Source organism: Rhodococcus sp. 5G237 (assembly GCF_053764735.1).
Genome location: NZ_JBSNCD010000005.1, coordinates 1 through 23,202 on the forward strand (window position 1 = coordinate 1; position 23,202 = coordinate 23,202).

A 23,202-nucleotide genomic window follows, 5' to 3' on the forward strand; every position below is an offset into this window, starting at 1 on the left:
CTGGGCGGCCGGGGGCAGAGTGTGCAGGATCGAGCGCACCCGCTCCTGCCGACGCGCCACCGCCTGCCGCTCCGGCATCCCCGGCGTGGCCTGCATCTGCGGCACGATCCCCTCGACATCATCGACACCACCGGCATGATGACCCGCCTCGACGAGCGCCTGCTCGTGCGCCATCGTCGCCTCGTCCTTCTCCTCCGACATCCCGATCGGACCGATCATCGTGCCGTTGAGGAACTGCTTGACCACCGGCTCATCCGAAGTCAACAACACCTCACGCGGACCGAACATCACCAACTGCCGACGGAACAACATCCCGATATTGTCCGGCACCGTGCGCGCCAGATTGATGTTGTGCGACACGATCAGAATCGTCGCATCGATCTCCGCATTGATATCGATCAACGTCTGCGAAATATAGGTCGTGCGCACCGGATCGAGACCCGAATCCGGCTCGTCCACCAGGATGATCTCCGGATCGAGCACCAACGCCCGCGCCAGCCCGGCGCGCTTGCGCATCCCCCCGGAGATCTCCCCGGGCAGCTTGTCCTCGGCGCCGAGCAGACCGACGAGCTCGAGCTTGCTCATCACGATCTGCCGGATCTCCGACTCGGACTTGCGGGTGTGCTCGCGCAACGGGAAGGCGACATTGTCGTAGAGGTTCATCGACCCGAACAACGCACCGTCCTGGAACAGCACCCCGAACAACTTGCGGATCTCGTAGAGCTCCTTGCTCGAGCACTGCAGGATGTCGGTGCCGTCGATGACGATCGAGCCCTCCTCCGGGCGCAGCAGACCGATCAACGACTTGAGGAACACCGACTTACCCGTACCCGACGGACCGAGCAACGCACTGACCTCACCGGCCGGCAACGTCAACGTCACGTCCTGCCAGATACGTTGCGAGCCGAAGGACTTGGTCAGCCCCTCGACGGAAACCTCGACTCCCACACTTACCTCCTGATGGACCCGGCGCGGTGCCGGGTGATGATCCGTTCTGTCGATCCGCGGTGCGGTTACCGCGTGATCGGTCCTCGACGCAGTCGCCGGTACGTCGCGTACGCGGCCAGTGCGCGTCGATCGGCGGCGCCGACGTCGACTTCCCACAGCGTGCGCGCGGCCGGGTGCAGCAGCGCGCGGACGGCCCGGGCCGGGATCCCGCGCTGGACCCAGTCGCGGGGACGCAGGATCTGGTCGCGGTAGCGGTCGCCGCTGGGTGTGCGTGCCAGGACCGAGGCGCAGGCGTCGTCGAAATAGTCCGTGAACTCTGTCCAGTCCTGCGGCATCCGCCGATCCGAGATGCCGTAGCGCCGGTACCACGCGCAGCTGTCCCGGTAGAGCGCCTCCTTCTCCCCAACCTCGAGGCGCCGGACGAAGACGTCGATCATCGTCACGAGCGTGTCGACGTAGGTGGCGTGTTGGAAGAAGAAGACGTCCGGGTCGAGCGCGTGGTACCGGCGGCCGAGGTCGTCCGTTCCCTTCACGTCCTCGTGCGCGAACCGGACGATCGGGCGGATGTGTCGATCATCGTAGGCGGCGCGGACGAGCACGGGCACCGTCCGGCGTTTGTGCAACCAGAGCCGGCGCGGTGTCCGCGAATGGTCCATGCCCGCCGCGATCGCCGGATGCAGCATCTGCAGCGCCACCGCGCGCGGCAGGACGAGCAGGAAACGCCGGTCGTGCAGGTAGCGCCGGAGCAACCCGTCCGGGTCGATGTCGGTGTCGGGAACGGTCATGCGCCTGTCAGATCAGATTGCGGCCGGACTTGACGCGGCGACGCAGATCGGCGACGAGCGCTTCGCTTCCACCGTGCCGCAGGAAACGCGGGATGAACCGGTTGACGAACGAGACGAACACGAACAGATGCTCGTAACGCCGGCGGTCGGCTTCGCTCCATTCCAGATCGAGCGCTTCCCGGAAGATCGGGGGCAGGCTCCCGATGGTGAGGAAGCGCAGCAGATTCCGGAACATCAGACGCATCGGCCAGTTGATCATCTTCAGATCCACCAGGTCGATCAGGTACGCCTTGGTGGTCTCGTCGAAGACGACCCTCTCGCACGCGATGTTCCAGTACCTGTCGAAGTCGGCTCGCGTCGTCGGCCACATGTCCTCGGTGACCTGCAGGGTCGTGCCGAGAGTGGAGCCGGTGCGGTAGAACGCCTCGAGCTGCTCGTCGTCGAGCTTGCCGTGCAGCAGTTGGTACATGTCCTCGATGCCGATGTACAGGCAGGCCGCGACCCACAACTGCAGCTCGCGGTTGAACGCGTTGTACTTGACCGGGCTGTTCTCGTCGGAGCGCACGAACCGGTGGGCACCGTTGACGGCCTCGCGGTAGGCCTTGCGGTCCTCGTCGTTGCCGAGGATCGCCACAGCCAGGTAGGTGGCGGTGGTGCGGGCCCGCTTCCACGGGTGTTTGACCAGCGAACCGGATTCGACCTTGCTCTCCATGACGCCGTACGCCACTTCGGGCCAGCCGAGCTGCATGATGACGTTCGCGGCGGCCCCGGCGAACGACCAGAAGTCGACGGCGTCGGAGACCTTGTGCTGCTTGCGACTCCACCGGTTGGGGCCGCTGGTGATGGTGATGCGGGTCCGGCGCGAGCTCAGTACCGGTTCCCGGTCCAGGTCGTCGAGATAGGGAGTGGGCATCGCGTGTCTCCTCGTGGTGTGGGTCAGAGTGTTTCGACGTTGTCGACGAGCCAGCGGTCGTCGACGCGGACCAGGGAGAACACCATGCGGAAACGCGAGGTTCCCCCGTCGGGCGTCGAGACGTTCGTGGCGTTCTGGTCGGCGAAGACGAGCACCGTGGCGATGTCGCCGTCGGAGTGCTCGGCGGCCGCGTGCAGCGCCTGCGCTTCGGCGCTCCCCTGCCCCTCGGTGACGAGTTCGCGCAGCGCGTCGACCATCGATCCGTAGCGTTCGGCGAAGGCCGGCGTGGACATCTCCGCGATCCGTTCGCGGTTGGCGTCGAGGTTCTGGTAGTCGAAGGTCGACATCACCACGGCGTACTCGCGCGCCAGTGCCACCGCCTCCTGCTCGGTCTGCTCGCCGGTGCGGTGCTCGACGAGGACCACGACGAGCGCTGCCAGCATCACGAGCAGAGCGTTGATCGAGAGGATCAGCGCGACCACCAGCCCGCGGGGTTTCGACGAGCGTCGTTCGACGGTCGCGGACTCTGCGACCGGAGTCTTGTCGAGGACTGCCGTACCGGTGTCATCGTGTGCCATGAATGTTGCCTTCCAGCAGGCTCTTCCAGAAGTGCAGCAGTTCGGTGCCGCTCGGGATGAGGATCGGATCGGCGACGACGGGTGGTCCGATCACCGTTCCCGGGGTGGTGCCTCCGAGCCCGAGATCGTTCGGGCGGGGTGCGTTGCGGGAGCCGCGTTGCTCGAGGTCCTGCCCCGGTGGGCAGTAGTAGTCGAGGTTCGGTTCGACCGGGGACGTGTCGCCGAGCGCGCGGCGGGGATTGTCGTAGTAGCAGGCCGGTCCCTGCGTGGCAATCAGGGCGAAGTCCGCGCGGTCACCGTGCACGATCGATTCGAGTGCCGCCAGGCCGCGGGGAATCGCGTCCAGGCCGGTGCGCAGCGCCGCGGACCGGTCGGAGATCACCGGACCGACGGCGCCGAGGTTGGCGAGCACCGCGGAGAACGACTCCTGGTTCGCGCCGATGGCCTCGTCGGCACGGCGCATCGCGTCGGGGCCGGTGGCCATCATCGAGGCGATGCGATCCTCGTTGGCCTGTAGTGATTCGGCGACGGTCCGCGCCGACGCCATCCCGTCGACGAACTCTGTGGAGTTCTCGGCCATGGTGCCTGTCAATCCGGCCGCGCGGTCGAGCAGTTCGGCGACGGCGGGCGCGTCCTCGGCCAGCTGCGCGGAGAGCCGGTCGGCGTCGGTGACGAGACGGGCCAGGTCGGGTCCGAGTCCTTCGAAGGCGCTGCCGAGCTCCTGACCGACGGTCGAGATCACCGCGGGGTCGATGGTTTCGAGCAGATCGGCGGTATGGGCGAGCGTTTCGGAGATCTGGGTGGGCTGTTCGTCCGCGGGCATCGCGATCTCGTCGCCGTCGGAGAGATAGGGGCCGTGGTCGACACGCGGAAAGATGTCGACGTTGAGCATGCCGGCCATGGTGCCCTGGGTGATCTTGGCGTAGGAGTCGACGGGGATACGGGTGTCGCCGTCGAGCGCGAAATCGATTCGGACACGCCGGGTTTCGGAGTCGAATCCGATGTCGGTGACCATGCCCGCCTGGACACCGCGATAGGTCACGACGGTGCCCTCGCCGACACCGAGGGCGTTGTCGACCGTGGCGTGGATGTTGATGCGGTCGCCGACGCCGGTGGGTCCGACGATGTAGTAGATGCCGTAGGGCACCACGGTCAGCGCGGTGATGACGAACAGGACCAGCTGGACGACGACGATCTTCTTCATCGCTCTCCTCCGAGCAGTTCTTCCAGCGAGGCCGGTGCGGATGCGTCGTCGAATCCGGTGAAGTCACCGGTGAAATAGCCGCCGGTGAAGATCGTGTCGAGACTCTCCGGGATCTCCAGGGCACCGTCGAACACCAGGTAGTCGCCACGGACGGAACTGTCGAAGGCGGCCATGAAGGCGTTCATGTTGGCGAGGGTGGTGCCGATGCGGTCGTTGAACGACGCGAGCGTGGCGGTGATCGTGTCGGCGTCGCGCAACAGTCCGCCGACCCCCTCGGGGGTCGCGGCGGTCAACTCGTTGACGTTCGCCGCCAGGCGCGTGGTGGCGTCGAGCAGAGAGGCCATGCTCTCGCGCTGGGCCACCAGCACGTCGACGGCGCCGGCGGATTCGACGAGATAGCGGTCGAACATCTCCTCCTCCTCGACCATCCGTCGGGTGACGTCGGCGGCGAGCGTCATGGCCTGGTCGAAGGAGGTCTGTTCGTCGATCGCGCGGGTCATCATCTCGGTGGCGGTGTCGGCGAGGGCCTGGACGCTTCCGGATCGGCCGGTGAACGCAACGTTGAGTTCGCGCACAACGGTTTCGAGTTGGGTCAGGCCGCTGCCGCTGACGACATTGCCGAGCGCGGCGAGCATCGTCTCGACCCGGGGACCGAGGTCGACATTCTGCTCGGAGACGACGTCACCGTCGGCGAGCAGCGACGAACTCGGGTTCGGTGGCGGGACGAGCCGCAGGTACGGACTGCCCAGCGCGGACGGGATCTCGACGGAGACGAGGACATCGGACGGGACCTCGAGCTCCTCCTCGAGCGAGACCCGCACGTCGGCGCCCCCGGGCGCGGTGTCGAGTCCGGCGACGCGACCGACGATCTGCTGGCCGTAGCGCACGTCGGCTCCGAGGACCAGGCCGTCCGCGGACGGCAGTTGCACGGTGACCTCGAAGTCGCCACCACCGATGGAGCGTCCGACGGGGAGATCCTGAATGCCGTAGCCGCATCCGGACATCACTGCCGCGCAGGTGAGAGCAGCACCGACGAGGGCCGGGCCCCGCGTCACGGATCGACGCGGTGACGCTGCAGAAACTGGGCTCACGGGTTGCCTCCTGGTTGTCCACCGGTGACCGCGCTGACGATGCCGAGCGGATCCGAGGCGCTGATCGGGAAGGAGATCGGGTTGGTGAAACCGGCTCCCGTGCACAACGGGAGCGGGTGCTCCGCGCACAGTGGGGCCGCGACCGCGAACTGCGTCAGCGCGGTGGAGATGTTCAGACGGATGCGGCCGCGACCGTCGGGGCCGATCGTGTTGGTCAGGTTCTCCATCATCAACGGGACGAGGTCCATGAACTCGGCCAGGCCCTGCGGGTTGTCGCCGAGCGTGTCGCCGATGACCTTCAGGTTGTCGGAGATCGCACCGAAGCTCTCCTGGTGCTGAGCGACGAAGGTGTCGACCTCGTCGAACACGACCTGCAGTTGCTGCAACGGCTCGGTGACGTCGAGATCGCTCTCCTCCCAGACCGCGGCGAGCGCACTGAGATCGGTGACCATGCTGTCGAGACCCACCGACCGTTCGTCGAGGGCGCGCAGCAGCATCGACAGATTCTCGACGAGCAGTGCGAAGTCCTCGCTGGATGCCCCGACGACGCCCGTGGCGGCGGCGAGATCGGCGATGGCGTCGTGGAAGGCCGCGCCGCGCCCCTCCCACACGTCGGCTCCGCTGGTGAGGACGGCGCCGAGGTCGGCGTTGTCCGGTCCCATCGTCTCGATGATCGCGGACAGGCTGTCGAGCATGTTGTCGATGTCGATCGGCGAGTGGCTGCGCTCCTTCGAGATCACCCCGCCGTCGGCGAAGGTGGGACCGCCGTCGTAGGCGGGGCCCAGTTCGACGTAGCGTTCGCTGATGATCGCGGGGCTCATCACGTAGGCGGAGACGTCCTCGGGCAGGGTCACCTCGTCGGGGACGGTCATCGTCACCCGCACGGAGGTTCCCTGGGGTTCGATGTCGGTGACGGTGCCGACCTCCACGCCGAGCACGGCGACGGTGCTGCCCACGTAGATGCCGTTGACGTATTCGAAGTCGGCGTGCACGGTGTGGCTGCGGTCGGTGCGGCCGAAGACGTACCACGCGGGCAGAGCGATCAGGAGGAGTAGGACAAGGGTCGCCGCGACGATCTTCTTCCGTCGCGAGGTTCCCGTCGGTGCCGAGGTCACCGGCATTCCTGCATCACTCCGATCGCGCAGAGAAGATTGTCGGGAAGGACCGTGGCCGGGGTGACGACGTCCGCCCACGAACCGTTGCCCGTGGCATCGGTGACGGTGCGCAGGGCCGGAGGCAGGCGGTCCATGAGCAGGCCGATCTGATCGGCGTTGCGCTGGAGGGTCCCGGAGACCTCGACCAGGTCGGTGACGAGCCGGTCGGCGTCGGCGCGGTTGGCGGTGAGTGTCTCCGACATGGTCGCGATGACGACCCGCAGGTTCTCGACGAGCCGGGTGAGCGTGTCCTTGCGGACGACGAGGGTTTGCACGAGGGTGCGGGCGTCGACCGCGTTCTGCACCAGGGTGTCCTGCTGGTCGACCGCCATCTCCGACAGTTTCCGGGCGGTGTCGAGGAGTTGGTCGAACTGTTCGCCGTGCCGGGAGAACGCGGTCGAGGCGGCGCTGATACCGGTGAGGGCACGGTCGAGCTCGTCGCTCTCCCGCGGCAGCACCTGCGACAGGGTGCTCATCATCTCGGTCATCGCGTCGAGGTCGAGGTCCTCGGCGACCGCATCGGCGCCGGCTCCGATCTCGTCGAGCGAGTAGGGAACGGTGGTGCGGGCCAGCGGGATCCGGTTCGCTCCGTCGTCGACCCCGGCGGGACGGAGGTCGAGATACCGCTTGCCGAGCACGGTTTCGAGCCGCACCGACGCGGTGGAGGTGTTGCCCACGGCGCGCTGCTTGTCGAGGCGGAAGTCGACGTCGACGTGGGTGCCGGCGAGCCGGATGTCCTCCACGCGCCCGGCGGGCACGCCCGCGACGTAGACGGGGTCGCCGGTGGCGAGTCCGGCGGCGTTGGTGAACTCGGCCGTGTACGGCTCGGTGCGCACCTGGTACCACACCCGCGGAAGTCCCACGGCGGCACCGAGACCGATGACGAGGACGAAGATTCCGATGGTTCCGAGTACGAGCGGCATGTGGGTGGTGTTCTGCCGTCGGCCACCGCCGAACAGGAATTCGAGGGCACCGACGAAGACGTCGATGAGCTTGACGAGGAACATCATCGGGTGCGTGCCCCTCCCCCGGCTGCCGAGGCTGCGTCGCCTTCGAGGACGTGGACGAGATCGTCGATGTAGGCGATGCCCACCGCGACAAGCGAGACACCGGCGACCGCCACCACGACGACGACCGTCCAGGCCGCGAACTGGGGCACGCGGCCGATGCGGCCACCGAGTGCGGTGACGAAACGCACGAGCAGATCGATGATTCGGGTGAGGGTCATCATGAGCACACCGGCGAATGGGTCGGGCCGAAGATGTTCACTTCCGCGTCGCCTGCTTTCAGGGTGAAATTGCAGAGGTAGAGACTGATGAAGCTGCCGTACTGCCCCGTGTGGTTGATGTTGTCGGCGAAGGCGGGCAGGCCGGCGAGCATACGCTCGAACTCGGGTGTCGATGCGATCCACTGGTCGGTGACGGCGCCGAACTGCTGCAGGCTGCGGGTGAAGGCGCCCTGCGAGTCGGCGATGGTGTCCGCCAGTGCGGACACGCTCTGCGCACCGGTGTCGAGGAAGGCGGCCAGTTGCTGCCCGTCCCCCACCACCGAGGCGCTGAGCGCGGCGAGCCCGTCGGTGAGGTCGCGTAGTTCGTCGTGCCGGTTGTCGAGCGAACCGAGGATGCGGTTCATGTTCGTGGTGACCTCGCCGAGGATGTGCTCGCGGTCGCCGAGCTGCGTCGACAGCACCGCCACCCGGTCGAGGAACCGGGCGACCGCGTCGCCTCGGCCGTTGAAGGTGTCGACCACGTTCCGGGCGAGGACGTTCACCTCCTGCGGGGGCAACGACTCGAACAGGGGCCGGAAACCGTTCATGAGGGCGGTGAGGTCGATGGGCGGGGTGGTTTGCGAGACGGGCACCACCCCTCCCGGTTCGAGCACCTCGGTGCCGTCGGATCCGGCGGGGACCCCCGCCTCGGGCAGGGTGAGCGCCACATAGCGGGCGCCGAGCATGTCGCCGTACCGGACGGACGCCTCGACGTCCTTCGGGAGGGTGCGCCCGCGTTCGACCTCCACGGTGACGCGGGCGAGCGCGCGACCGTCGTCGGTGTCTGCGACGTCGACCGCGTCGACCCGGCCCACCCGCACCCCGGACAGGGTCACGGGGTTGCCGGGGTTGAGCCCTTCGACATCGGTGAACTCGAGGACGTAGTTGTCGCTGGCACCCCGCACCGGCACGGCCAGCGCGTTGTAGACGAGGGTGCTGCAGACGGCGCCGATGGTGCAGTAACCGACCAGGGTCGAAATTTGGAGTCGTGTCAGTTTCACGGAATCCGTACCTCGCTTCCGCGGAAGAGGGGGGCGAGCAGTGCCGTCACCGCGGCGTGCGGTCCGGTCGGCTCCGCCGTGTCCTGTTCCGCCGGCGCCGCGGCGGGCTCGCCGCGCAATTGCTGTTCGAGAAGTTGCAGGGGACCGGCCTCGTCGGCCGCGTTGATCACCGGCTTGGCGGCACTGTAGGAGCCGTTACCGGGACTGTTGCAGTTCGCGCCCGTGAGGGACCCGTAACTGGGGCAGTCCGCAGCGGTGTAGGGCAGCGGGCCGGCGAAGGTCGGGACGGCGGTGATGTCGAACCGGCCACTGCCGAAGACCCGGGCACCGGCGGCGCCGAAAGTCTCCGCGTTCGCGAGGGTGGCGTAGAGGCCGTCCGGGTCGGCACCGGTGGTCGCGAGGATCGTGCCGATCGAGTCGGTGACCGTGATCATCGTGTCCAGTCGGGGGCCGGTGAATCCGTCGACGGAGGCGGCGAGCAGAGTCGCCGCTCCCATCGTGTCGGCCAGGTCGCCGCGGTGTTCGACGAGGGCCCGGAAGACCTCGGTCGCGGCGGAGAGCATGCCCACCATGTCCGGGGTCGCGGTCTGGATCGATTCCATGATCGTGACGAATTGCGGTGTTGCGTCGATGAACTCGTTCAGCGACGGGGTGAGCTGGTCGGTGCTCGCGGCGAGCCGGTCGATGGTGCGTCCGATGGTCTCACCGTTGCCGTCCAGGGCTCGCCCGAGCGCGTCGAGGGCCTTGGCCATCTCCTGCGGCTGCATCTGTTCGAGCACACTCGACATGCGGGTGAACACGTCGTACATCGCGACGGCCTCGGGGCCGGTGTCGACGGCGATGGAGTCGACGTCGGCGAGGGCGACCGCCTCGGTGCGCGCGGAACTGCGGCGCGCAGCATTCTCTTCGTCGGTATCGGCCACCAGTTCGACGTAGATGTCGCCGAAGAAGGTTCGGGGTACCACGCGCGCCAGGACGTCGGACGGGATCGTGCGGGAGGCATCGATGTCGACGGCCAGTCGCACCCGCGATTCGGTGGCGCCGGCCTCGATCGAGGCGATCCGACCGATGTCGACGCCGAGATACCGGACCGGCGCTCCGGCGTTGACGAGGCCGACGGCCGAGGGCACCTCGACGAAGACGTCTTCGGTCCGATCGAGCGCACCGGTGCCACGCAGCACCATCACGGCCGCGACCCCGACGGCCACGGTGAACGCCACGGCACCGCGGACCAGGTAGCTCAGTCGTTCGTGTGAACTGGGACGGTCCACGAATCACACCCCCATACCAGAAATTTCGGGAACCAGTCCCCACAGCGCGAAGGTCAGCAGCACGTCGAGCACACCGATGGACAGGATCGCCGTGCGCAGCGCCCGGCCCGCGGCGGCACCGACGCCGGCGGGACCGCCCGAGGCGTAGTAGCCGTAGGCGCAGTGCACCAGGCTGACGACCATCGCGAAGACCATGGCCTTGATGCCCGAGTACAGCAGGTCCTGCGGGGTGAGCACGAGGTGGAAGAAGTAGTCGTAGGTGCCGGCGGACGCGCCGTTGAACACCACCACGACCAGCCGGGTGGACAGGTAGCTGGCAAGCAGCCCGATCATGTAGATCGGGATGACACACACCATCGCGGCGATGGTGCGGGTGGCGGCCAGGAACGGGATCGACTTGATGGCCATCGAGTCGAGCGCGTCGATCTCGTCGGAGATGCGCATTGCCCCGATCTGGGCGGTGAAGCCGACGCCCACCTTCGCCGACAGGGCGATGGCGACGACGACCGGCGCCAGCTCGCGAGTGTTGGCCACCGCGGAGAGCATGCCCGACATCGTGGTCATCCCGACGAGTTCGAGGCCGCGCTGGGTCTCGACGCCGAGCATCATGGCCGCGGCGAGCGACATCGCGAAGACGATGCCGATCGTGCCACCACCGGAGAGCAGTGACTGGGTACCGAAGCTGACCTCGCTGATCTGCGCGATGACGTGCTTGCGGAATCGGGTCAGCGCGTACGGAATCGACGCAATGGTGCGGCAGTAGAAGGTGACGTGCATCCCGAGTGTCGCGAGATTGTCGCCGGTCTGTCGGAGCGGCTGCGCCAGCCGGGTGGCCTGCAATCGGACATCGGTGCTCATCGGAACTCACCCACTGCCGGGACGATCACCGTGTACAGCGCCGACAGAGCGGTGTTGACGATGAAGACGAGCGCGAAGGCGATGACGACGGCTTCGTTCACCGCGTCGGCCACCCCGCGCGGGCCGCCCTTGGTGTGCAACCCCTTGAACGTGGCGACCAGCGCCGCGAGCAGGCCGAAGACCGCGGACTTCACGAGGGCCATGACGAAGTCGGCCGGGCGGCCGTACTCGGCGAAGGTCGCCATGAACGTGCCGGCGGGCAGATGCTGCACGTAGATGTGGTAGAGCCAGCATGCGGCGACACCACCGACCGTGACCATCGAGCACAGCGCCAACGAGACGATGACCGCTCCGACGAGCCGGGGGGCGACGAGGCGCTCGAGGATGTCGAGACCCATCACCTCCATCGCGTCGATCTCCTCGCGGATCTTGCGGGACCCGAGATCGGTGCAGATGGCGGAGCCGGCGACGCCGGCGAGCATGAGCGCGCAGACCAGGGCCGAGGCCTGGCCGACGATGATGAACGCGACGACGGCACCCGAGTAGCCGCCGGCTCCGATGCGGCCGGCGAGTTCGCCGACGGACACCGCGATGAACACCCCCACCGGGACCATGAGCAGCAGGGACGGCCCGGTACAGACCCTCCCGATGAAGAGTGTCTGAGTGACCGTCTCGTGCAACGAAAGTCGCCGTCTGAGTACCGCGGCCGCGAGGACCACGAGCGATTGGACGGCGAAGCCGATGAGATAGCCACCTTCCGTCGCGACGTCCCTGATGGGACCACGCGAGTTCGGCAACTCGTAGGTCATCTACCGGTTCCCTTCATCGAACCCCCTGGATGTCGGCGCCGGAAACCGCCCGTCGGCGCCGAGTGGAACTGTCCGGCCGGTGGCGGAGCACGTCACGGTCCGAGCGCGTGAAGTGTGCCACACCCGCCCTGTGCCGGACAAGAGCTAAGTGAACACCCATTCCGACGTTCACGTCATGCACACGTCGGAGAAGATAAGGACCGGCCAGCACACGATCGATCCGAGGAACGAGATCACCAGATCCACCCCGTCCATGGCACCGAGATGCGAGGTGTGGGTGAGGGTCCAGATCACCCCGACCAGGCCGTAGGGGATTGCGACGAGGATGACGAGTCCGATGAACTCGGCGACGGTCATCTCGTAGGACAGGATCCTGCGGGCGATGGCAAGCATGGCAGAGCCCTCCTCGATGGATGGAAGAACGAGCGGAGAACGACGGTCCCGGCCCGGGCCGGATCAGGATCGACCGAACCGGTCCGCCGGCACGACCGCCGGGGAGGTTATCAGGAACATCCGGAATTTGTGAACGGCCATTCCGACCGTCTCCGAAGACCCGATCGACGTCGCGCGGACATCGTTCAGACCGCGCCGATGGCAACAAGGAACCGGCCGCTCGGATGGATCGATGCCCCGCCGGTGTGTACGCTGCTCGCAGAACGGGTCGAGAATTCCCCCGGCGGAGCGACACCGATCCTCCGCGAACGACATCCAGAATCAGTGAGGCGAACACGCGTGGTCGGCAAGACGTCCCCCGACACCGGACGACGAACCCGCCCGAAGGATCGTCGTGCGCGAATCGCCGCCGCAGCTGCCGTCGCCTTCGCCGAGCGCGGCTACCACGGTGTGAGCGTCGAGGACATCGCGACAGAAGTCGGTGTCACCAAGTCCGCGTTGTACCGGCACTTTCCGGGTAAGTACGCACTGTTCCTGAATTCGGCGCTCATGCTGATCGATTCGCTCGAGGGCGCTCTCGATTCCGTGCACGATAATCCCGCACGCCATCCACGCGAGACCCTCCGTGCCCAGGTGTCCGCGATCGTCGCGGTGACGGTCGAGCAGCGTCGGTCGGCCGGGATCTACCGATGGGAACGCAGGTATCTCCGCGAGGAGGACCGGCCCGCCATCCGGGAACGCTCGTGGGCGGTCAACGCCCGCATCCGTCGCACACTGCAACGGATCCGGCCGGATCTGTCCGATGAGGACGCGTTCGTGCTCGTCGCGGCGATGCTCAGCACCATCGGCAGCATCACCGTGCACAATCTGACGTTGCCGCCGCGGTACATGGAACAACTCTTGCTCGATGCGTGCACCGCACTCGCCGAGACCTGCTTCTCCCCCGCTCCCGCCGCACCCGAGCGTGCCGCCGCCGCGGATCGTCCGGGCCAGGACAACATGCGGGAGAACCTGTTGCGCTCGGCGATCGTGCTGTTCCACCAACGGGGCTACAACGAGGTCGCGGTCGAGGACATCGCTGCCACGGTCGGTCTCCCCGCTTCCGGGATCTACCGTTATTTCGTGTCGAAGGCCGACATCCTCGCCGCGGCTTTCCACCGAGCGGCCGACCGACTCGAGACGGCCGTGGCCTCCGGGACGGCCGCAGCGTCCGATCCGGAGGACGCGCTGCGGTCACTGGTCTCGATCTACGTCGACCTGTCGTTCTCCCAACGGGAACTGATGTCGGTGTACTTCGCCGAGCTCGTCAACGTTCCGGATGCCTCGCGCGCCGATCTGCGACTACGACAGCGCGCCAATGTGGAGCAGTGGTCGTCCTATCTGCAGGCGATCTGCGACGGCCTGTCCGCGGCGGATGCCCGCTTCCTCATGTACGCCGCGATCAACCTGGTGCCGGACCTCGGGGTCCTGCTGGGCACGTCCGCGGCACAGCAGCAGGCGGAGAACATCCACCGGTGCATGCTCGCCGTGCTGCTGAGCCGGTCCGGGCAGCGGGTCGACCACGACGAGGACGCCCAGTGCACGCCGACGATCGGGTCCGCGCACTGAGCGATCACGCTCAATACGCACCGAGCGGTGCCCCTCGTTGCACACTGAGCGAGATCACCCGCTGACGCCCGTAGTGCCACTGGGTGCACTCAGCTGTGATCCCCGAAAATACTCTGTTCCAATCTAGGTGACGTCGACCCATTGTTTTTTGCACCTTGTTGCACATAGTCTGACGGCAGAGGGACCGTTCGGAGACGAAGAAGGAACACACCATGACGCTGCCACCGATTCTGTCCGGCCCGCTGAGCGTGCCCCTGGTCGCTTCCCCGATGTTCATCGCGTCGGGACCGGAACTGGTGTCCGCCCAGTGCCAGGCCGGAGTCGTCGGGTCGTTCCCGGCACTCAACGCCCGTCCCCAGTCGATGCTCGTCGACTGGCTGCAGCAGATCACCGAGAGCAACGCCGACTACGCGGCGCGCCACCCCGAGGAGTACGTCGCGCCGTTCGCCGTCAATCAGATCGTGCACCGCTCCAACGAGCGACTCGAGCAGGACCTCGAGGTGATCGTCGAGCATCGGGTCCCCATTGTGATCACCTCGCTCGGTGCCCGCGAGGAGGTCAACGAGGCTGTTCACTCCTACGGCGGCATCGTCCTCCACGACGTGATCTCGAACGAGTTCGCGCACAAGGCGATCGACAAGGGCGCGGACGGCATCGTCGCCGTCGCCGCAGGCGCAGGCGGCCACGCCGGGACGCAGTCACCGTTCGCATTGCTCCAAGAGATCCGCCGGTGGTTCGACGGCCCCCTGCTGCTGTCCGGCTCCATCGCCCACGGCCGCTCGATCCTCGCTGCCCAGGCCGCCGGCGCCGACCTCGCATACGCCGGCACGGCCTTCCTCGCCACCGAGGAGGCCCGCAGCGCCGACGACTACAAGAACATGATCGTCGACAGCACCGCCAAGGACATCGTCTACAGCAACCTGTTCACCGGCGTGCACGGCAACTACCTGCGAGGAAGCATCGTCGCCGCCGGACTCGACCCCGACGACCTCCCCGAGTCCGATCCGTCCGCCATGAACTTCGGGTCCGGCGGCAACACCGACGCCAAGGCCTGGCGCGACATCTGGGGCGCCGGCCAGGGCCTCGGCGCGATCGAGTCCGTCGTCCCCGCCCGCGAGCTCGTCCAACGACTCCGCGACGAATACGAGCAGGCGTGGACGTCCCTCGAACGACGCCGAGTCGCCATGATCGACGCCGGATAGCGTGACCTAGGCTGACGCGGTGTCTCTCAGGTTCGCCATCCTCACCGCACTGGTCGAGCGCGACAGCACCGGTCTGGAACTGGCGCGGCGCTTCGACCGGTCGATCGGGTACTTCTGGCCCGCGACCCACCAGCAGATCTACCGCGAACTGGACCGGATGCGGGCGGGCGACCTGATCCGCGAAGTCCCGACGGACGGAAAACCCGGTCGCGGTCAGCCCCGACGTTTCACCATCACACCCGATGGTCGCCGACTGCTGCGCGGCTGGATCTCCGAGATCGAGGATCCGGACGTAGTGCGCTCCGGTGTCTCCGTGCGCCTACGCGCGGCCGCGGCGCTCGACGATCCCGACTCCGCGCGTCCCGCGTTGGAACATCAACGCGCATACCGCGCGGCGATGCTCGAGCAATATCGCACCATCGAGCAACGCGACTTCGCCGATGCTCGGGGCGACGCGCGGAGCACCCTGCAGCATCTCGTGCTCCGCCTCGGCATCCTCCTCGAAGAGACCTGGCTGACCTGGCTGGAGGAGGCGCTCGACACGATCGACCGGCTCGACTCGACACCGGATTCCTCCGCCGACCGCAGCGGAACGGTCCCGTAGACCGGAACACGAGAACCGGGCCGAGGCGTACCACGCGAGGGAGGTCGACCGGCCCTCCGTTCGGGGGCCGGTCGACCTCTCTCTGCCCGTGCATTCTCGGGACTGCTCGACGACCCGCGCGGTCACACCGGTCGAGGAGCGGCGGCTTGCCTACACGGATGCAGGTCTACCTGTCACGGTGCGTTTCCGGCCTCAGGGTCGACTGCCGTCAGCGCGGTGGCCAGGGTCCGACTCGGCCGCATCACGGCCACCGTCTTGTCCCTGTCCGGCCGGTAGTAGCCGCCGATGTCGACCGGCGCGCCCTGCACTTCGTTCAGCTCCCGCACGATCGTGTCCTCGTCCCTGGCCAGCGCCTCGGCCAGCGGGGCGAACTGTTCTGCGAGTTCCGGGTCCTCGGTCTGCGCGGCAAGTTCCTGTGCCCAGTACATCGCGAGGTAGAACTGGCTGCCCCGGTTGTCGAGCTCGCCGACCTTGCGCGACGGGCTCTTGTTCGTCTCCAGCAGCTTGCCGGTCGCTGCATCGAGCGCGTTCGCCACGATCTTGGCGCGCTCGTTGCCGGTCTTGATGCCGAGGTCCTCCAGGCTTACGGCCAACGCCAGGAACTCACCGAGCGAATCCCAGCGCAGGTGGTTCTCCTCCACCAACTGCTTGACGTGCTTGGGCGCCGACCCGCCGGCACCCGTCTCGTAGAGGCCACCGCCCGCCATCAGCGGCACGATCGACAGCATCTTGGCGCTCGTACCGAGTTCGAGGATGGGGAACAGGTCGGTGAGGTAGTCGCGCAGGATGTTGCCGGTCGCGGCGATGGTGTCCATCCCGCGGATCAGCCGCTCCAGCGTGTACCGCATCGAGCGCACCTGCGACATGATGTGGATGTCGAGGCCCTCGGTGTCATGATCCTGCAGGTACAGTTCGACCTTCTTGATCAACTCGTTCTCATGGGGGCGGTACGGGTCGAGCCAGAACAGGACCGGCATACCGGAGTTGCGTGCCCGGGTGACCGCCAGCTTGACCCAGTCGCGAATCGGCGCGTCCTTGACGGTGCACATGCGCCAGATGTCACCCGCCTCGACGTGCTGGGTGAGCAGCACCTCACCGGTCTCGACATCGACGAAGTTGGCCTCGCCCTCCTCCGGAACTTCGAAGGTCTTGTCGTGCGAGCCGTACTCCTCGGCCTTCTGCGCCATGAGACCGACGTTGGGGACGGTACCCATGGTCGTCGGGTCGAACGCGCCGTTGGTCTTACAGAAGTTGATGATCTCCTGGTAGATGCGCGCGAAAGTGGACTCCGGCATGACCGCCTTGACGTCCTTGGGTCGTCCGTCGGCGCCGTACATCTTGCCGCCCGAGCGAATCATTGCGGGCATCGAGGCATCCACGATGACATCGCTGGGGGAATGGAAGTTGGAGATGCCGCGGGCGGAATCGACCATGGCCAATTCGGGACGGTGCTCATGGCAGTTGTGCAGGTCCTGCTTGATTTCGTCACGCTGCGTGCTGGGGAGCGTCTCGATCTTGTCGTACAGGTCGCCGAGACCGTTGTTGACGTTGACGCCCAGTTCGTCGAACAGCTGCTGATGCTTGGCGAAGGCGTCCTTGTAGAAGGTCTTCACCGCATGGCCGAAGACGATGGGGTGCGAGACCTTCATCATCGTTGCCTTGACGTGGAGGGAGAACATCACGCCCGTCTTGCGCGCATCCTCCATCTGCTCCTCGTAGAACTCGAGCAACGCCTTCTTGCTCATGAACATGCTGTCCATGATGTCGCCCTCACCCAGGTCGACCTCGGGCTTGAGGACGATCGTCTCGCCACTCTTGGTCACCAGCTCCATCCGGACCTTGCGCGCCCGGTCCAGCGTCATCGACTTCTCGCCATGGTAGAAGTCGCCGTGCCGCATGTGCGCGACGTGGCTGCGTGAGGCCATCGACCACTCGCCCATGCTGTGCGGGTGCTTACGGGCGTACTCCTTCACCGCCCGGGGTGCGCGCCGATCGGAGTTGCCCTCACGCAGGACAGGGTTGACCGCACTGCCGAGAATCTTGCCGTAGCGCTCCCGGATGGCACGCTCTTCGTCCGTCTTCGGGACGTCCGGGAAATCCGGGACCTGGTAGCCCTTGCTCCGCAGTTCCTTGATGGCAGCCAGGAGCTGCGGCACGGACGCACTGATGTTGGGCAGTTTGATGATGTTGGTCTCGGGCAGTTGCGTCAGGCGGCCCAGCTCGGCCAGGTGGTCCGGGACGCGCTGCTCTTCCGTGAGGTACTCGGGGAACTCGGCCAGGATCCGCGCAGGTACCGAGATGTCGCTGGTCTCGACTTCGATGCCCGCGGCCCCAGCGAAAGTACGCACGATCGGCAGGAAGGCGTAGGTCGCAAGCAACGGCGCCTCGTCGGTCAACGTATAGATAATGGTCGACTGCTTGTCGGCGCTCATTCTTGTCTCGACTCCCTACGTCGGTTCGGTCCGCCTCACGAAATGCTCCGCGTGCGGTATTGCATCGGGTATCAGGCTACGTCCGAGAACACCAGAACGATATTTACTCACCGGTAACTCGGACTTCGCCGACAAGCTCCGACTGCCCGCCGGACACCAGACCGTCGACGCCATGGCCGCTCGCGACCGGGAACGCCGCAGTCCGGCGCGCCAGCGATTCGATCGCCCCTCGAGCCGTCGTGATGCGGGTGCGACCAGCGCACCGCATCGCCGTCAGAAGAAAGTCTTCGCGACCAGCGTGAAGACCGCTGTCACAAGCGATCCCGTCGTCGAACTCGACTTCGATCCCTCAGCCGACCGATGGCGAGTCGAACGCCGACGCCGGCAGATGCTGTCGGCGGGGACGATCGTTCCGTCGAGGATCGAGGGTCGTCGATCGTCGCTGAGAGGGATAGACGACCACGGACCCGAGAGGGAACCGCCCGCCTGCGTCCCGATGAAAAACTTCACATTTCTCGCCGACGACTCGACTCGGGCGGTTACGACAGGAGCCCCGCACCGCTCCGACATCAATCGCAGGCGGGCGCCGGAACATCTTCGAACAGCGGCGACCCGATCGGCACGAGGTACACCACGTCGAGGATCACCGCTTCCGTGCCGAGATTCCGGCCCACGTGCAGGTGGTCCCGGCCCGAGGGTTCGTTGATGAAATCACCGGTCTCGAACACGGCAGGCTCGCAGTCTCCTCCGGGATGCGTCAAGGTGCCGGCCCGCACGATGCCGAGCACGGGACCATCGTGATAGTGCCAACCGGTGCTACCGCCCGGTTCGATGGTGATCTCCCGGGCCACGGCGTGCACGCCGTCCGGTACGAGCGGCAGCAGTCCCGGTGGCACCTCGATGTCCACCCAGGTCACCCCTGAGATGCCCTCGCTCGGGGTGGCGTACGCCCACCCGGGCACCGCCACTGTTGCTGCACATGCCATCGCCGCGAGTACACCCTGCACGGAGCGCTTCATGCGCACGGACGCTACCGCCTACACGACACTGCTGCAGGACAACTCGTACACCCGATGAACCCGCCCTTCGGTTGCCGCTCGGCCGCGGGCAGACAGCCCGACGGGAGCGTCTATCCCTCTACACCCCGCAGCGGGGAACCCACCGTGAACTTCGCACCGAACGGATCGGTGACCTCCGCAGTCCGCCCGTACGGCATGTCCGTCGGATCGTCCGCGGTACCCCCGCCGGCCCGGGCAGCGGCGACGACCACGTCGGCATCGACGACCTGGAAGAGCGTGCCCCAGGAGGACGCCGAGGCGGACGGGTCACCCACGATGCCGCCGATCTCGTGCCCATCCGGTCTGCGCAGAAAGGTGAAGTCCACGCCGGGCAGGTCGTCGTTCCCGTCCAGGGTGAAGTCGAACACCGCCGCGTAGAACTCCCGCGCCGGACCGGGCGCCGGAGTCACCAAGTCGTTGCGTAACAACGTGTTCGGCTCGTTCACGAGCTCGCAGCCGACGTGTGCCCGGCCCTGCCACAGGCCGAACTGCGCACCGGACGGATCCCGCACCATCGCCATCCGACCCTGGTCGGCGATGTCCGTGGGCTCCATCAGCAGCGTGCCGCCTGCGTCCACGGACCGAGCGACCGTCGCATCGACATCGTCGGTCGCCAGATAGACGTTCCACCAGAACTCCGTCGCACTCTCGTCTGAATTCGGCATCAGCGCAGCGACCTTCTTGCCGCCGAGCAGACACATCGTGTACCTGCCGTACTCCTCGGGACCGACGTCGAACTCCCAACCGAAGACCGACCCGTAGAAGGCCATCGCCCGGTCGAGATCCGGGATGCCCAGGTCGATCCACGTGGGAGTGCCGAGAGGTTGATTCGTCGTGACCTCGCTCATCGCTGCTCCTCCGCTTGGTGGATACTTACTCGACGCTAGCCCTCGGCACCGACAACCGACCGCAGAGCCACGGAGTCGCTGTCGCGCTACGCGAACCGCCGGTGCCTCCCCGTCGGTCCGCATTTCGCCAGCTGAACGGACGTCGGCTCTCATAGGCGCGCTGCTCGGTCGGGGGCAGCACGACCGGCCTCACGGTGTCTCCACGTCGTCGGCGGTGTCGGGAATGGTCGAGGTCTCCGAGGGAAGCGACGGTTTCGGCGGTGTCAGCGTCGATGCGTAGTCGTGTTCCGTGGAATAGCGGAGGAACGCGAGGTGCGCCTCGTAGCGGTCGAGAACGTCGTTGATGACCTGTTCCTTGGTCAGCCCCATGAGGTCGTAACCTTCTGAGCCGGTCTGGGTGAACACTTCGAGTCGGTAGTAGACGTCACTGCCGGGTACGGCCGTACGACCACCGAACATCGGCACCGGTGCCTCCACTCCCGCAACTTGGTAGTGGAAGTCGCGAAACTCGCCCATATCGACGACAAGGACGTGTTCGTCGATGCGGGTTTCGTCGTTCGGGGTGCTGGTGAGTTCAGCCTCGTAACCGAGCTTGCGGAATTCGTCCGCCACATCGCGCAGCGCGGGACGCACGACCCGTTCGGCGAATTGCGCGACCGCCCTGTCGGAAGGGTACGACCGCAAACGGCCCAGTCGTTGCCGCCAGGTCTTCTCCGGCGTCTGGCCACCATGCACAGCTACGGTTCGACGACGCAACCGCTGTCCTTCACGTTCGGCCCGTTCCATTCTCAGGACCTTCGAGAACGACGCCATGACGAGGTAGGCGATGATCGTCACTGGCAGGGCGAAGATGAGGGTGGCGTACTCCATCGTCGTCACACCACCGGCGACGAGCATCGCGACGGTGAGCACGGCAGTGACCAAAGCCCAGAAGATGCGCAGCCACTTCGCGCCGTCGACCGCCGGATCGGGAATCGACGAGGAGAAGTTCGACATCACCATGGCACCGGAGTTGGCGCTGGTCAGGTAGAACAACAGCCCGGACAGGGTAGCCAGCCCGATAAGAAATGTCGCGCCCGGGAACATTTCGAGCAGCGCGTACCAGCCGTGTTCGGGACTGTCCATTGCCTCCTGCGCGAAGTCCTCGTTGCCGTCGAGCACCTGGCGCATGGCACTGTTTCCGAAGATCGACACGATGAAGAAGTCACACAGCACCGGGGCGGTGATCGCGGCGATGACGAATTCGCGCAGTGTTCGTCCGCGTGAGATTCGGGCGAGGAAGAGCCCGACGAACGGACCCCATGCGAGCCAGAACGCCCAGAAGAACAACGTCCAGCCCGCCATCCACGCCGATCCGTCCTCTTCGTACGCGAACGTCTGCAACGTTCTGCCGGGCAGGGTGAGGACGAATCGGCCGATGTTCTCCACCAAGGCGTTGAGCAGAAAAGCGGTCTGCCCGGTGACAAGGATGTAGAGCATCATCGCGGCGGCGGCCCACAGATTGAGCTCGGAGACCAGGCGAATTCCGCGGTCCACACCGGACGTACATGCCGCGACCGTCATCAGAACGGCGACCAGCACCAGCGCGATCTGCAGCGCGAGCCCTTCCCGCAGACCGAAGAGCATCGAGAATCCGACGTTGAGCAGAACGACGCCGATACCCATCGACGTCGCAACCCCGAAGACCGTCCCGACCAGCGCGAAGATGTCGATGATATCGCCGGTCACACCCCGTACGCGTTTGCCGAAAAGCGGATAGAGCGCCGCCCGGATCGACAACGGCATGCCCCAGCGATAAGCGAAGTAACCCATGGCCATGCCCAAGAGGGCATACATCGACCAGCCTGCGATGCCGTAGTGGAACATCGTCCACACCACGGCGTCCTGCGCTGCTTCCGCCGACCGCGGGTCCACCGAGGGCGGCACGATGAAATGGGTGATCGGGCCGGTCACCGAATAGAACAACATGTCGATACCCACGCCTGCCGCGAAGAGCATGGCTACCCAGGTGAACAAGTTGTATTGGGGCCGTGAGTGATCCGGCCCCAACCGGACGCTGCCTTCCTTCGACAGCGCCACCCACAGGACGAAGAGGATCACCAGTGTGATGGTGAGGACGTATACCCAGCCGACGTTCGTAGAAATCCACGTGACCGCGGTCAGCATGGTGTCGGCCGCCTGGTCCGGCATCGTCATCGCCCAAACCGAGAAAGCCAACACGATAGTGGCCGAGACGACGAAGACCCGCCAGTTGACGCGCGGTCCGCGACTTTCTGCAAGTTCGGTCGGGCCTTTGCTCAGTTCCTGACTGGAGATCGGCGGACGCGCTTCGGTCCCGGGATCCCTGCGACGATCGGGCACGCCGAACTGGGTGCGTTCGATTCGCAGCGGTTCGTTTCCGTCCCGTCGTCCATCCTCTGCATCTGCCACCGGTTCTCCTCCATTTCTGAAGACCGGACAACCGTAGCGCTGAAAGATGGCGACGAACGGTGTTCGCTATACGTACGCCTCTCATAGGGTGGCGGATTCATCGGAATGGACAGTTGAGTACTGGCGATACCAGTTGTACAGCCCGCGGAGTCAGCTGTTCGAACAGTCGCTCATGCGACAGGCCGCCGATGTCGGCCGGTCGTCGGCGCGCCCCACCCGCTGGTCGTGGACGGACCCTGCCTGTCACCGCCACCGACATCGGGTGTGGACGCGGACGGCATGTAAGGCGGCGGATCGACCCGCGAACTCGACGGTTGCAGCATCCAATCGGCCAGAAAGACACCGGCCAGGACTAGCAGCGCAACGAACGTGCCGGCGGCGAACGACTCTGTCACCAGGACCGTCGGCACCGCCGCGATGAGGATCAGGGCCAGTGCCGGGGTGGCCCGGGGCGAGGAATCGAGCAGGGCGGACTCGGCATGTTCATTCCTCGTCCGCGCATCGCCGTCTCGACGCGTGTTCGAAGATGCAGCGGACACATTCGTCGACAGTGCCACGGCCGGAGGTTCGAAATCGAGGCGGGCAGCGCCCGTTCCGCCGTGTTGTCTGCGCGCGGTCACGACAGGACGTGAACGCGGGGTGGTGATCGGGTCGAAAGCCACGGTCACGAAGGCTCCCTTCCGGGTAACGGTGAGGTGGCGTGGAGACACGCCTCGCCCGCTTCCCAAACGAAACGATACATGTATCG

Annotated in this window: 22 protein-coding genes; 3 read left to right on the top strand and 19 right to left on the bottom strand. The window is 66.3% G+C overall.

The window, feature by feature from the left end; genetic code table 11:
* The 14 genes from ACWPOC_RS12375 to ACWPOC_RS12440 form a co-directional block, all read right to left on the bottom strand.
* A partial coding sequence (locus ACWPOC_RS12375) for an ABC transporter ATP-binding protein (RefSeq protein WP_455408738.1) occupies positions 1–948 on the bottom strand: 948 nt, incomplete at its 3' end.
* Between the two features lie 65 nt (positions 949–1,013).
* Positions 1,014–1,733: an oxygenase MpaB family protein gene (locus tag ACWPOC_RS12380; protein WP_455408739.1), complete on the bottom strand. Its 720-nt coding sequence runs from the start codon at positions 1,731–1,733 to the stop codon at positions 1,014–1,016.
* A gap of 7 nt (positions 1,734–1,740) precedes the next feature.
* Positions 1,741–2,646, bottom strand: coding sequence for an oxygenase MpaB family protein (locus ACWPOC_RS12385; RefSeq protein ID WP_455408740.1), 906 nt, complete (start codon positions 2,644–2,646; stop codon positions 1,741–1,743).
* A 23-nt stretch (positions 2,647–2,669) separates the two neighbouring features.
* Positions 2,670–3,224: a mce associated protein mas1a gene (locus ACWPOC_RS12390; protein ID WP_455408741.1), complete on the bottom strand. Its 555-nt coding sequence runs from the start codon at positions 3,222–3,224 to the stop codon at positions 2,670–2,672.
* Positions 3,211–4,428 (bottom strand): MlaD family protein, encoded by a 1,218-nt coding sequence (locus ACWPOC_RS12395; protein WP_455408742.1) that lies wholly within the window; start codon positions 4,426–4,428, stop codon positions 3,211–3,213. The genes ACWPOC_RS12390 and ACWPOC_RS12395 overlap by 14 nt, the downstream gene beginning before the upstream one ends.
* A complete protein-coding gene (locus ACWPOC_RS12400) occupies positions 4,425–5,519 on the bottom strand; it encodes an MlaD family protein (RefSeq protein ID WP_455408743.1) in 1,095 nt (364 codons plus the stop codon). Before ACWPOC_RS12400 ends, ACWPOC_RS12395 begins: the two co-directional genes overlap by 4 nt.
* A complete protein-coding gene (locus tag ACWPOC_RS12405) occupies positions 5,516–6,640 on the bottom strand; it encodes an MCE family protein (protein WP_455408744.1) in 1,125 nt (374 codons plus the stop codon). The genes ACWPOC_RS12400 and ACWPOC_RS12405 overlap by 4 nt, the downstream gene beginning before the upstream one ends.
* Complete coding sequence (locus tag ACWPOC_RS12410; RefSeq protein ID WP_455408745.1) at positions 6,631–7,683, bottom strand: MCE family protein; 1,053 nt, start codon at positions 7,681–7,683, stop codon at positions 6,631–6,633. Before ACWPOC_RS12410 ends, ACWPOC_RS12405 begins: the two co-directional genes overlap by 10 nt.
* A complete protein-coding gene (locus tag ACWPOC_RS12415; protein WP_455408746.1) occupies positions 7,680–7,901 on the bottom strand; it encodes a hypothetical protein in 222 nt (73 codons plus the stop codon). Before ACWPOC_RS12415 ends, ACWPOC_RS12410 begins: the two co-directional genes overlap by 4 nt.
* A complete protein-coding gene (locus ACWPOC_RS12420; RefSeq protein WP_455408747.1) occupies positions 7,901–8,941 on the bottom strand; it encodes an MCE family protein in 1,041 nt (346 codons plus the stop codon). The genes ACWPOC_RS12415 and ACWPOC_RS12420 overlap by 1 nt, the downstream gene beginning before the upstream one ends.
* Entirely contained in the window at positions 8,938–10,212 is a 1,275-nt protein-coding gene (locus ACWPOC_RS12425; protein ID WP_455408748.1) for an MCE family protein, read from the bottom strand. The genes ACWPOC_RS12420 and ACWPOC_RS12425 overlap by 4 nt, the downstream gene beginning before the upstream one ends.
* Positions 10,213–10,215: 3 nt before the next feature.
* Positions 10,216–11,070 carry an MlaE family ABC transporter permease gene (locus ACWPOC_RS12430; RefSeq protein ID WP_455408749.1) on the bottom strand — a complete coding sequence of 285 codons (855 nt, stop codon included), beginning with the start codon at positions 11,068–11,070 and terminating at the stop codon, positions 10,216–10,218.
* Complete coding sequence (locus tag ACWPOC_RS12435; RefSeq protein ID WP_016696353.1) at positions 11,067–11,879, bottom strand: MlaE family ABC transporter permease; 813 nt, start codon at positions 11,877–11,879, stop codon at positions 11,067–11,069. Before ACWPOC_RS12435 ends, ACWPOC_RS12430 begins: the two co-directional genes overlap by 4 nt.
* A gap of 168 nt (positions 11,880–12,047) precedes the next feature.
* The gene (locus ACWPOC_RS12440) at positions 12,048–12,272 is read right to left on the bottom strand and encodes a hypothetical protein (RefSeq protein ID WP_059383518.1); all 225 of its coding nucleotides are present in this window, start codon (positions 12,270–12,272) and stop codon (positions 12,048–12,050) included.
* Positions 12,273–12,611: 339 nt separating this feature from the next.
* Here ACWPOC_RS12440 and ACWPOC_RS12445 point away from each other — a divergent pair, with 339 nt between their 5' ends.
* The 3 genes from ACWPOC_RS12445 to ACWPOC_RS12455 all read left to right on the top strand — a co-directional run bounded on the left by ACWPOC_RS12445 (position 12,612) and on the right by ACWPOC_RS12455 (position 15,686).
* Positions 12,612–13,880: a TetR/AcrR family transcriptional regulator gene (locus tag ACWPOC_RS12445; protein WP_455408750.1), complete on the top strand. Its 1,269-nt coding sequence runs from the start codon at positions 12,612–12,614 to the stop codon at positions 13,878–13,880.
* A 212-nt stretch (positions 13,881–14,092) separates the two neighbouring features.
* Positions 14,093–15,082 carry an NAD(P)H-dependent flavin oxidoreductase gene (locus ACWPOC_RS12450; RefSeq protein WP_106199766.1) on the top strand — a complete coding sequence of 330 codons (990 nt, stop codon included), beginning with the start codon at positions 14,093–14,095 and terminating at the stop codon, positions 15,080–15,082.
* 19 nt (positions 15,083–15,101) lie between these two features.
* Positions 15,102–15,686, top strand: coding sequence for a PadR family transcriptional regulator (locus ACWPOC_RS12455; RefSeq protein WP_455408751.1), 585 nt, complete (start codon positions 15,102–15,104; stop codon positions 15,684–15,686).
* Between the two features lie 173 nt (positions 15,687–15,859).
* Here the strand turns inward: ACWPOC_RS12455 and ACWPOC_RS12460 are convergent, their stop codons facing one another.
* The 5 genes from ACWPOC_RS12460 to ACWPOC_RS12480 form a co-directional block, all read right to left on the bottom strand.
* On the bottom strand, positions 15,860–18,118 hold the full coding sequence (locus ACWPOC_RS12460) for an NADP-dependent isocitrate dehydrogenase (protein ID WP_120282593.1): 2,259 nt from the start codon (positions 18,116–18,118) through the stop codon (positions 15,860–15,862).
* A 569-nt stretch (positions 18,119–18,687) separates the two neighbouring features.
* On the bottom strand, positions 18,688–19,137 hold the full coding sequence (locus tag ACWPOC_RS12465; protein ID WP_120282591.1) for a cupin domain-containing protein: 450 nt from the start codon (positions 19,135–19,137) through the stop codon (positions 18,688–18,690).
* Positions 19,138–19,247: 110 nt separating this feature from the next.
* Positions 19,248–20,024: a VOC family protein gene (locus ACWPOC_RS12470; RefSeq protein WP_455408752.1), complete on the bottom strand. Its 777-nt coding sequence runs from the start codon at positions 20,022–20,024 to the stop codon at positions 19,248–19,250.
* A gap of 189 nt (positions 20,025–20,213) precedes the next feature.
* Positions 20,214–22,454 (bottom strand): choline BCCT transporter BetT, encoded by a 2,241-nt coding sequence (gene betT, locus ACWPOC_RS12475; protein ID WP_455408753.1) that lies wholly within the window; start codon positions 22,452–22,454, stop codon positions 20,214–20,216.
* A gap of 170 nt (positions 22,455–22,624) precedes the next feature.
* Positions 22,625–23,122, bottom strand: a complete 498-nt coding sequence (locus tag ACWPOC_RS12480) for a hypothetical protein (RefSeq protein ID WP_120282588.1) — start codon at positions 23,120–23,122, stop codon at positions 22,625–22,627.
* Positions 23,123–23,202 lie beyond the last annotated feature (80 nt).

Excerpts from the sequence above, each read along its gene's own strand:
- ACWPOC_RS12460 (WP_120282593.1), bottom strand. The coding sequence starts at position 18,118 with ATGAGCGCCGACAAGCAGTCGACCATTATCTATACGTTGACCGACGAG.
- ACWPOC_RS12470 (WP_455408752.1), bottom strand. The coding sequence starts at position 20,024 with ATGAGCGAGGTCACGACGAATCAACCTCTCGGCACTCCCACGTGGATC.
- ACWPOC_RS12410 (WP_455408745.1), bottom strand. The coding sequence starts at position 7,683 with ATGATGTTCCTCGTCAAGCTCATCGACGTCTTCGTCGGTGCCCTCGAA.
- ACWPOC_RS12430 (WP_455408749.1), bottom strand. The coding sequence starts at position 11,070 with ATGAGCACCGATGTCCGATTGCAGGCCACCCGGCTGGCGCAGCCGCTC.
- ACWPOC_RS12395 (WP_455408742.1), bottom strand. The coding sequence starts at position 4,428 with ATGAAGAAGATCGTCGTCGTCCAGCTGGTCCTGTTCGTCATCACCGCG.
- ACWPOC_RS12405 (WP_455408744.1), bottom strand. The coding sequence starts at position 6,640 with ATGCCGGTGACCTCGGCACCGACGGGAACCTCGCGACGGAAGAAGATC.
- ACWPOC_RS12450 (WP_106199766.1), top strand. The coding sequence starts at position 14,093 with ATGACGCTGCCACCGATTCTGTCCGGCCCGCTGAGCGTGCCCCTGGTC.
- ACWPOC_RS12390 (WP_455408741.1), bottom strand. The coding sequence starts at position 3,224 with ATGGCACACGATGACACCGGTACGGCAGTCCTCGACAAGACTCCGGTC.
- ACWPOC_RS12435 (WP_016696353.1), bottom strand. The coding sequence starts at position 11,879 with ATGACCTACGAGTTGCCGAACTCGCGTGGTCCCATCAGGGACGTCGCG.
- ACWPOC_RS12465 (WP_120282591.1), bottom strand. The coding sequence starts at position 19,137 with ATGAAGCGCTCCGTGCAGGGTGTACTCGCGGCGATGGCATGTGCAGCA.
- ACWPOC_RS12380 (WP_455408739.1), bottom strand. The coding sequence starts at position 1,733 with ATGACCGTTCCCGACACCGACATCGACCCGGACGGGTTGCTCCGGCGC.
- ACWPOC_RS12415 (WP_455408746.1), bottom strand. The coding sequence starts at position 7,901 with ATGACCCTCACCCGAATCATCGATCTGCTCGTGCGTTTCGTCACCGCA.
- ACWPOC_RS12385 (WP_455408740.1), bottom strand. The coding sequence starts at position 2,646 with ATGCCCACTCCCTATCTCGACGACCTGGACCGGGAACCGGTACTGAGC.
- ACWPOC_RS12440 (WP_059383518.1), bottom strand. The coding sequence starts at position 12,272 with ATGCTTGCCATCGCCCGCAGGATCCTGTCCTACGAGATGACCGTCGCC.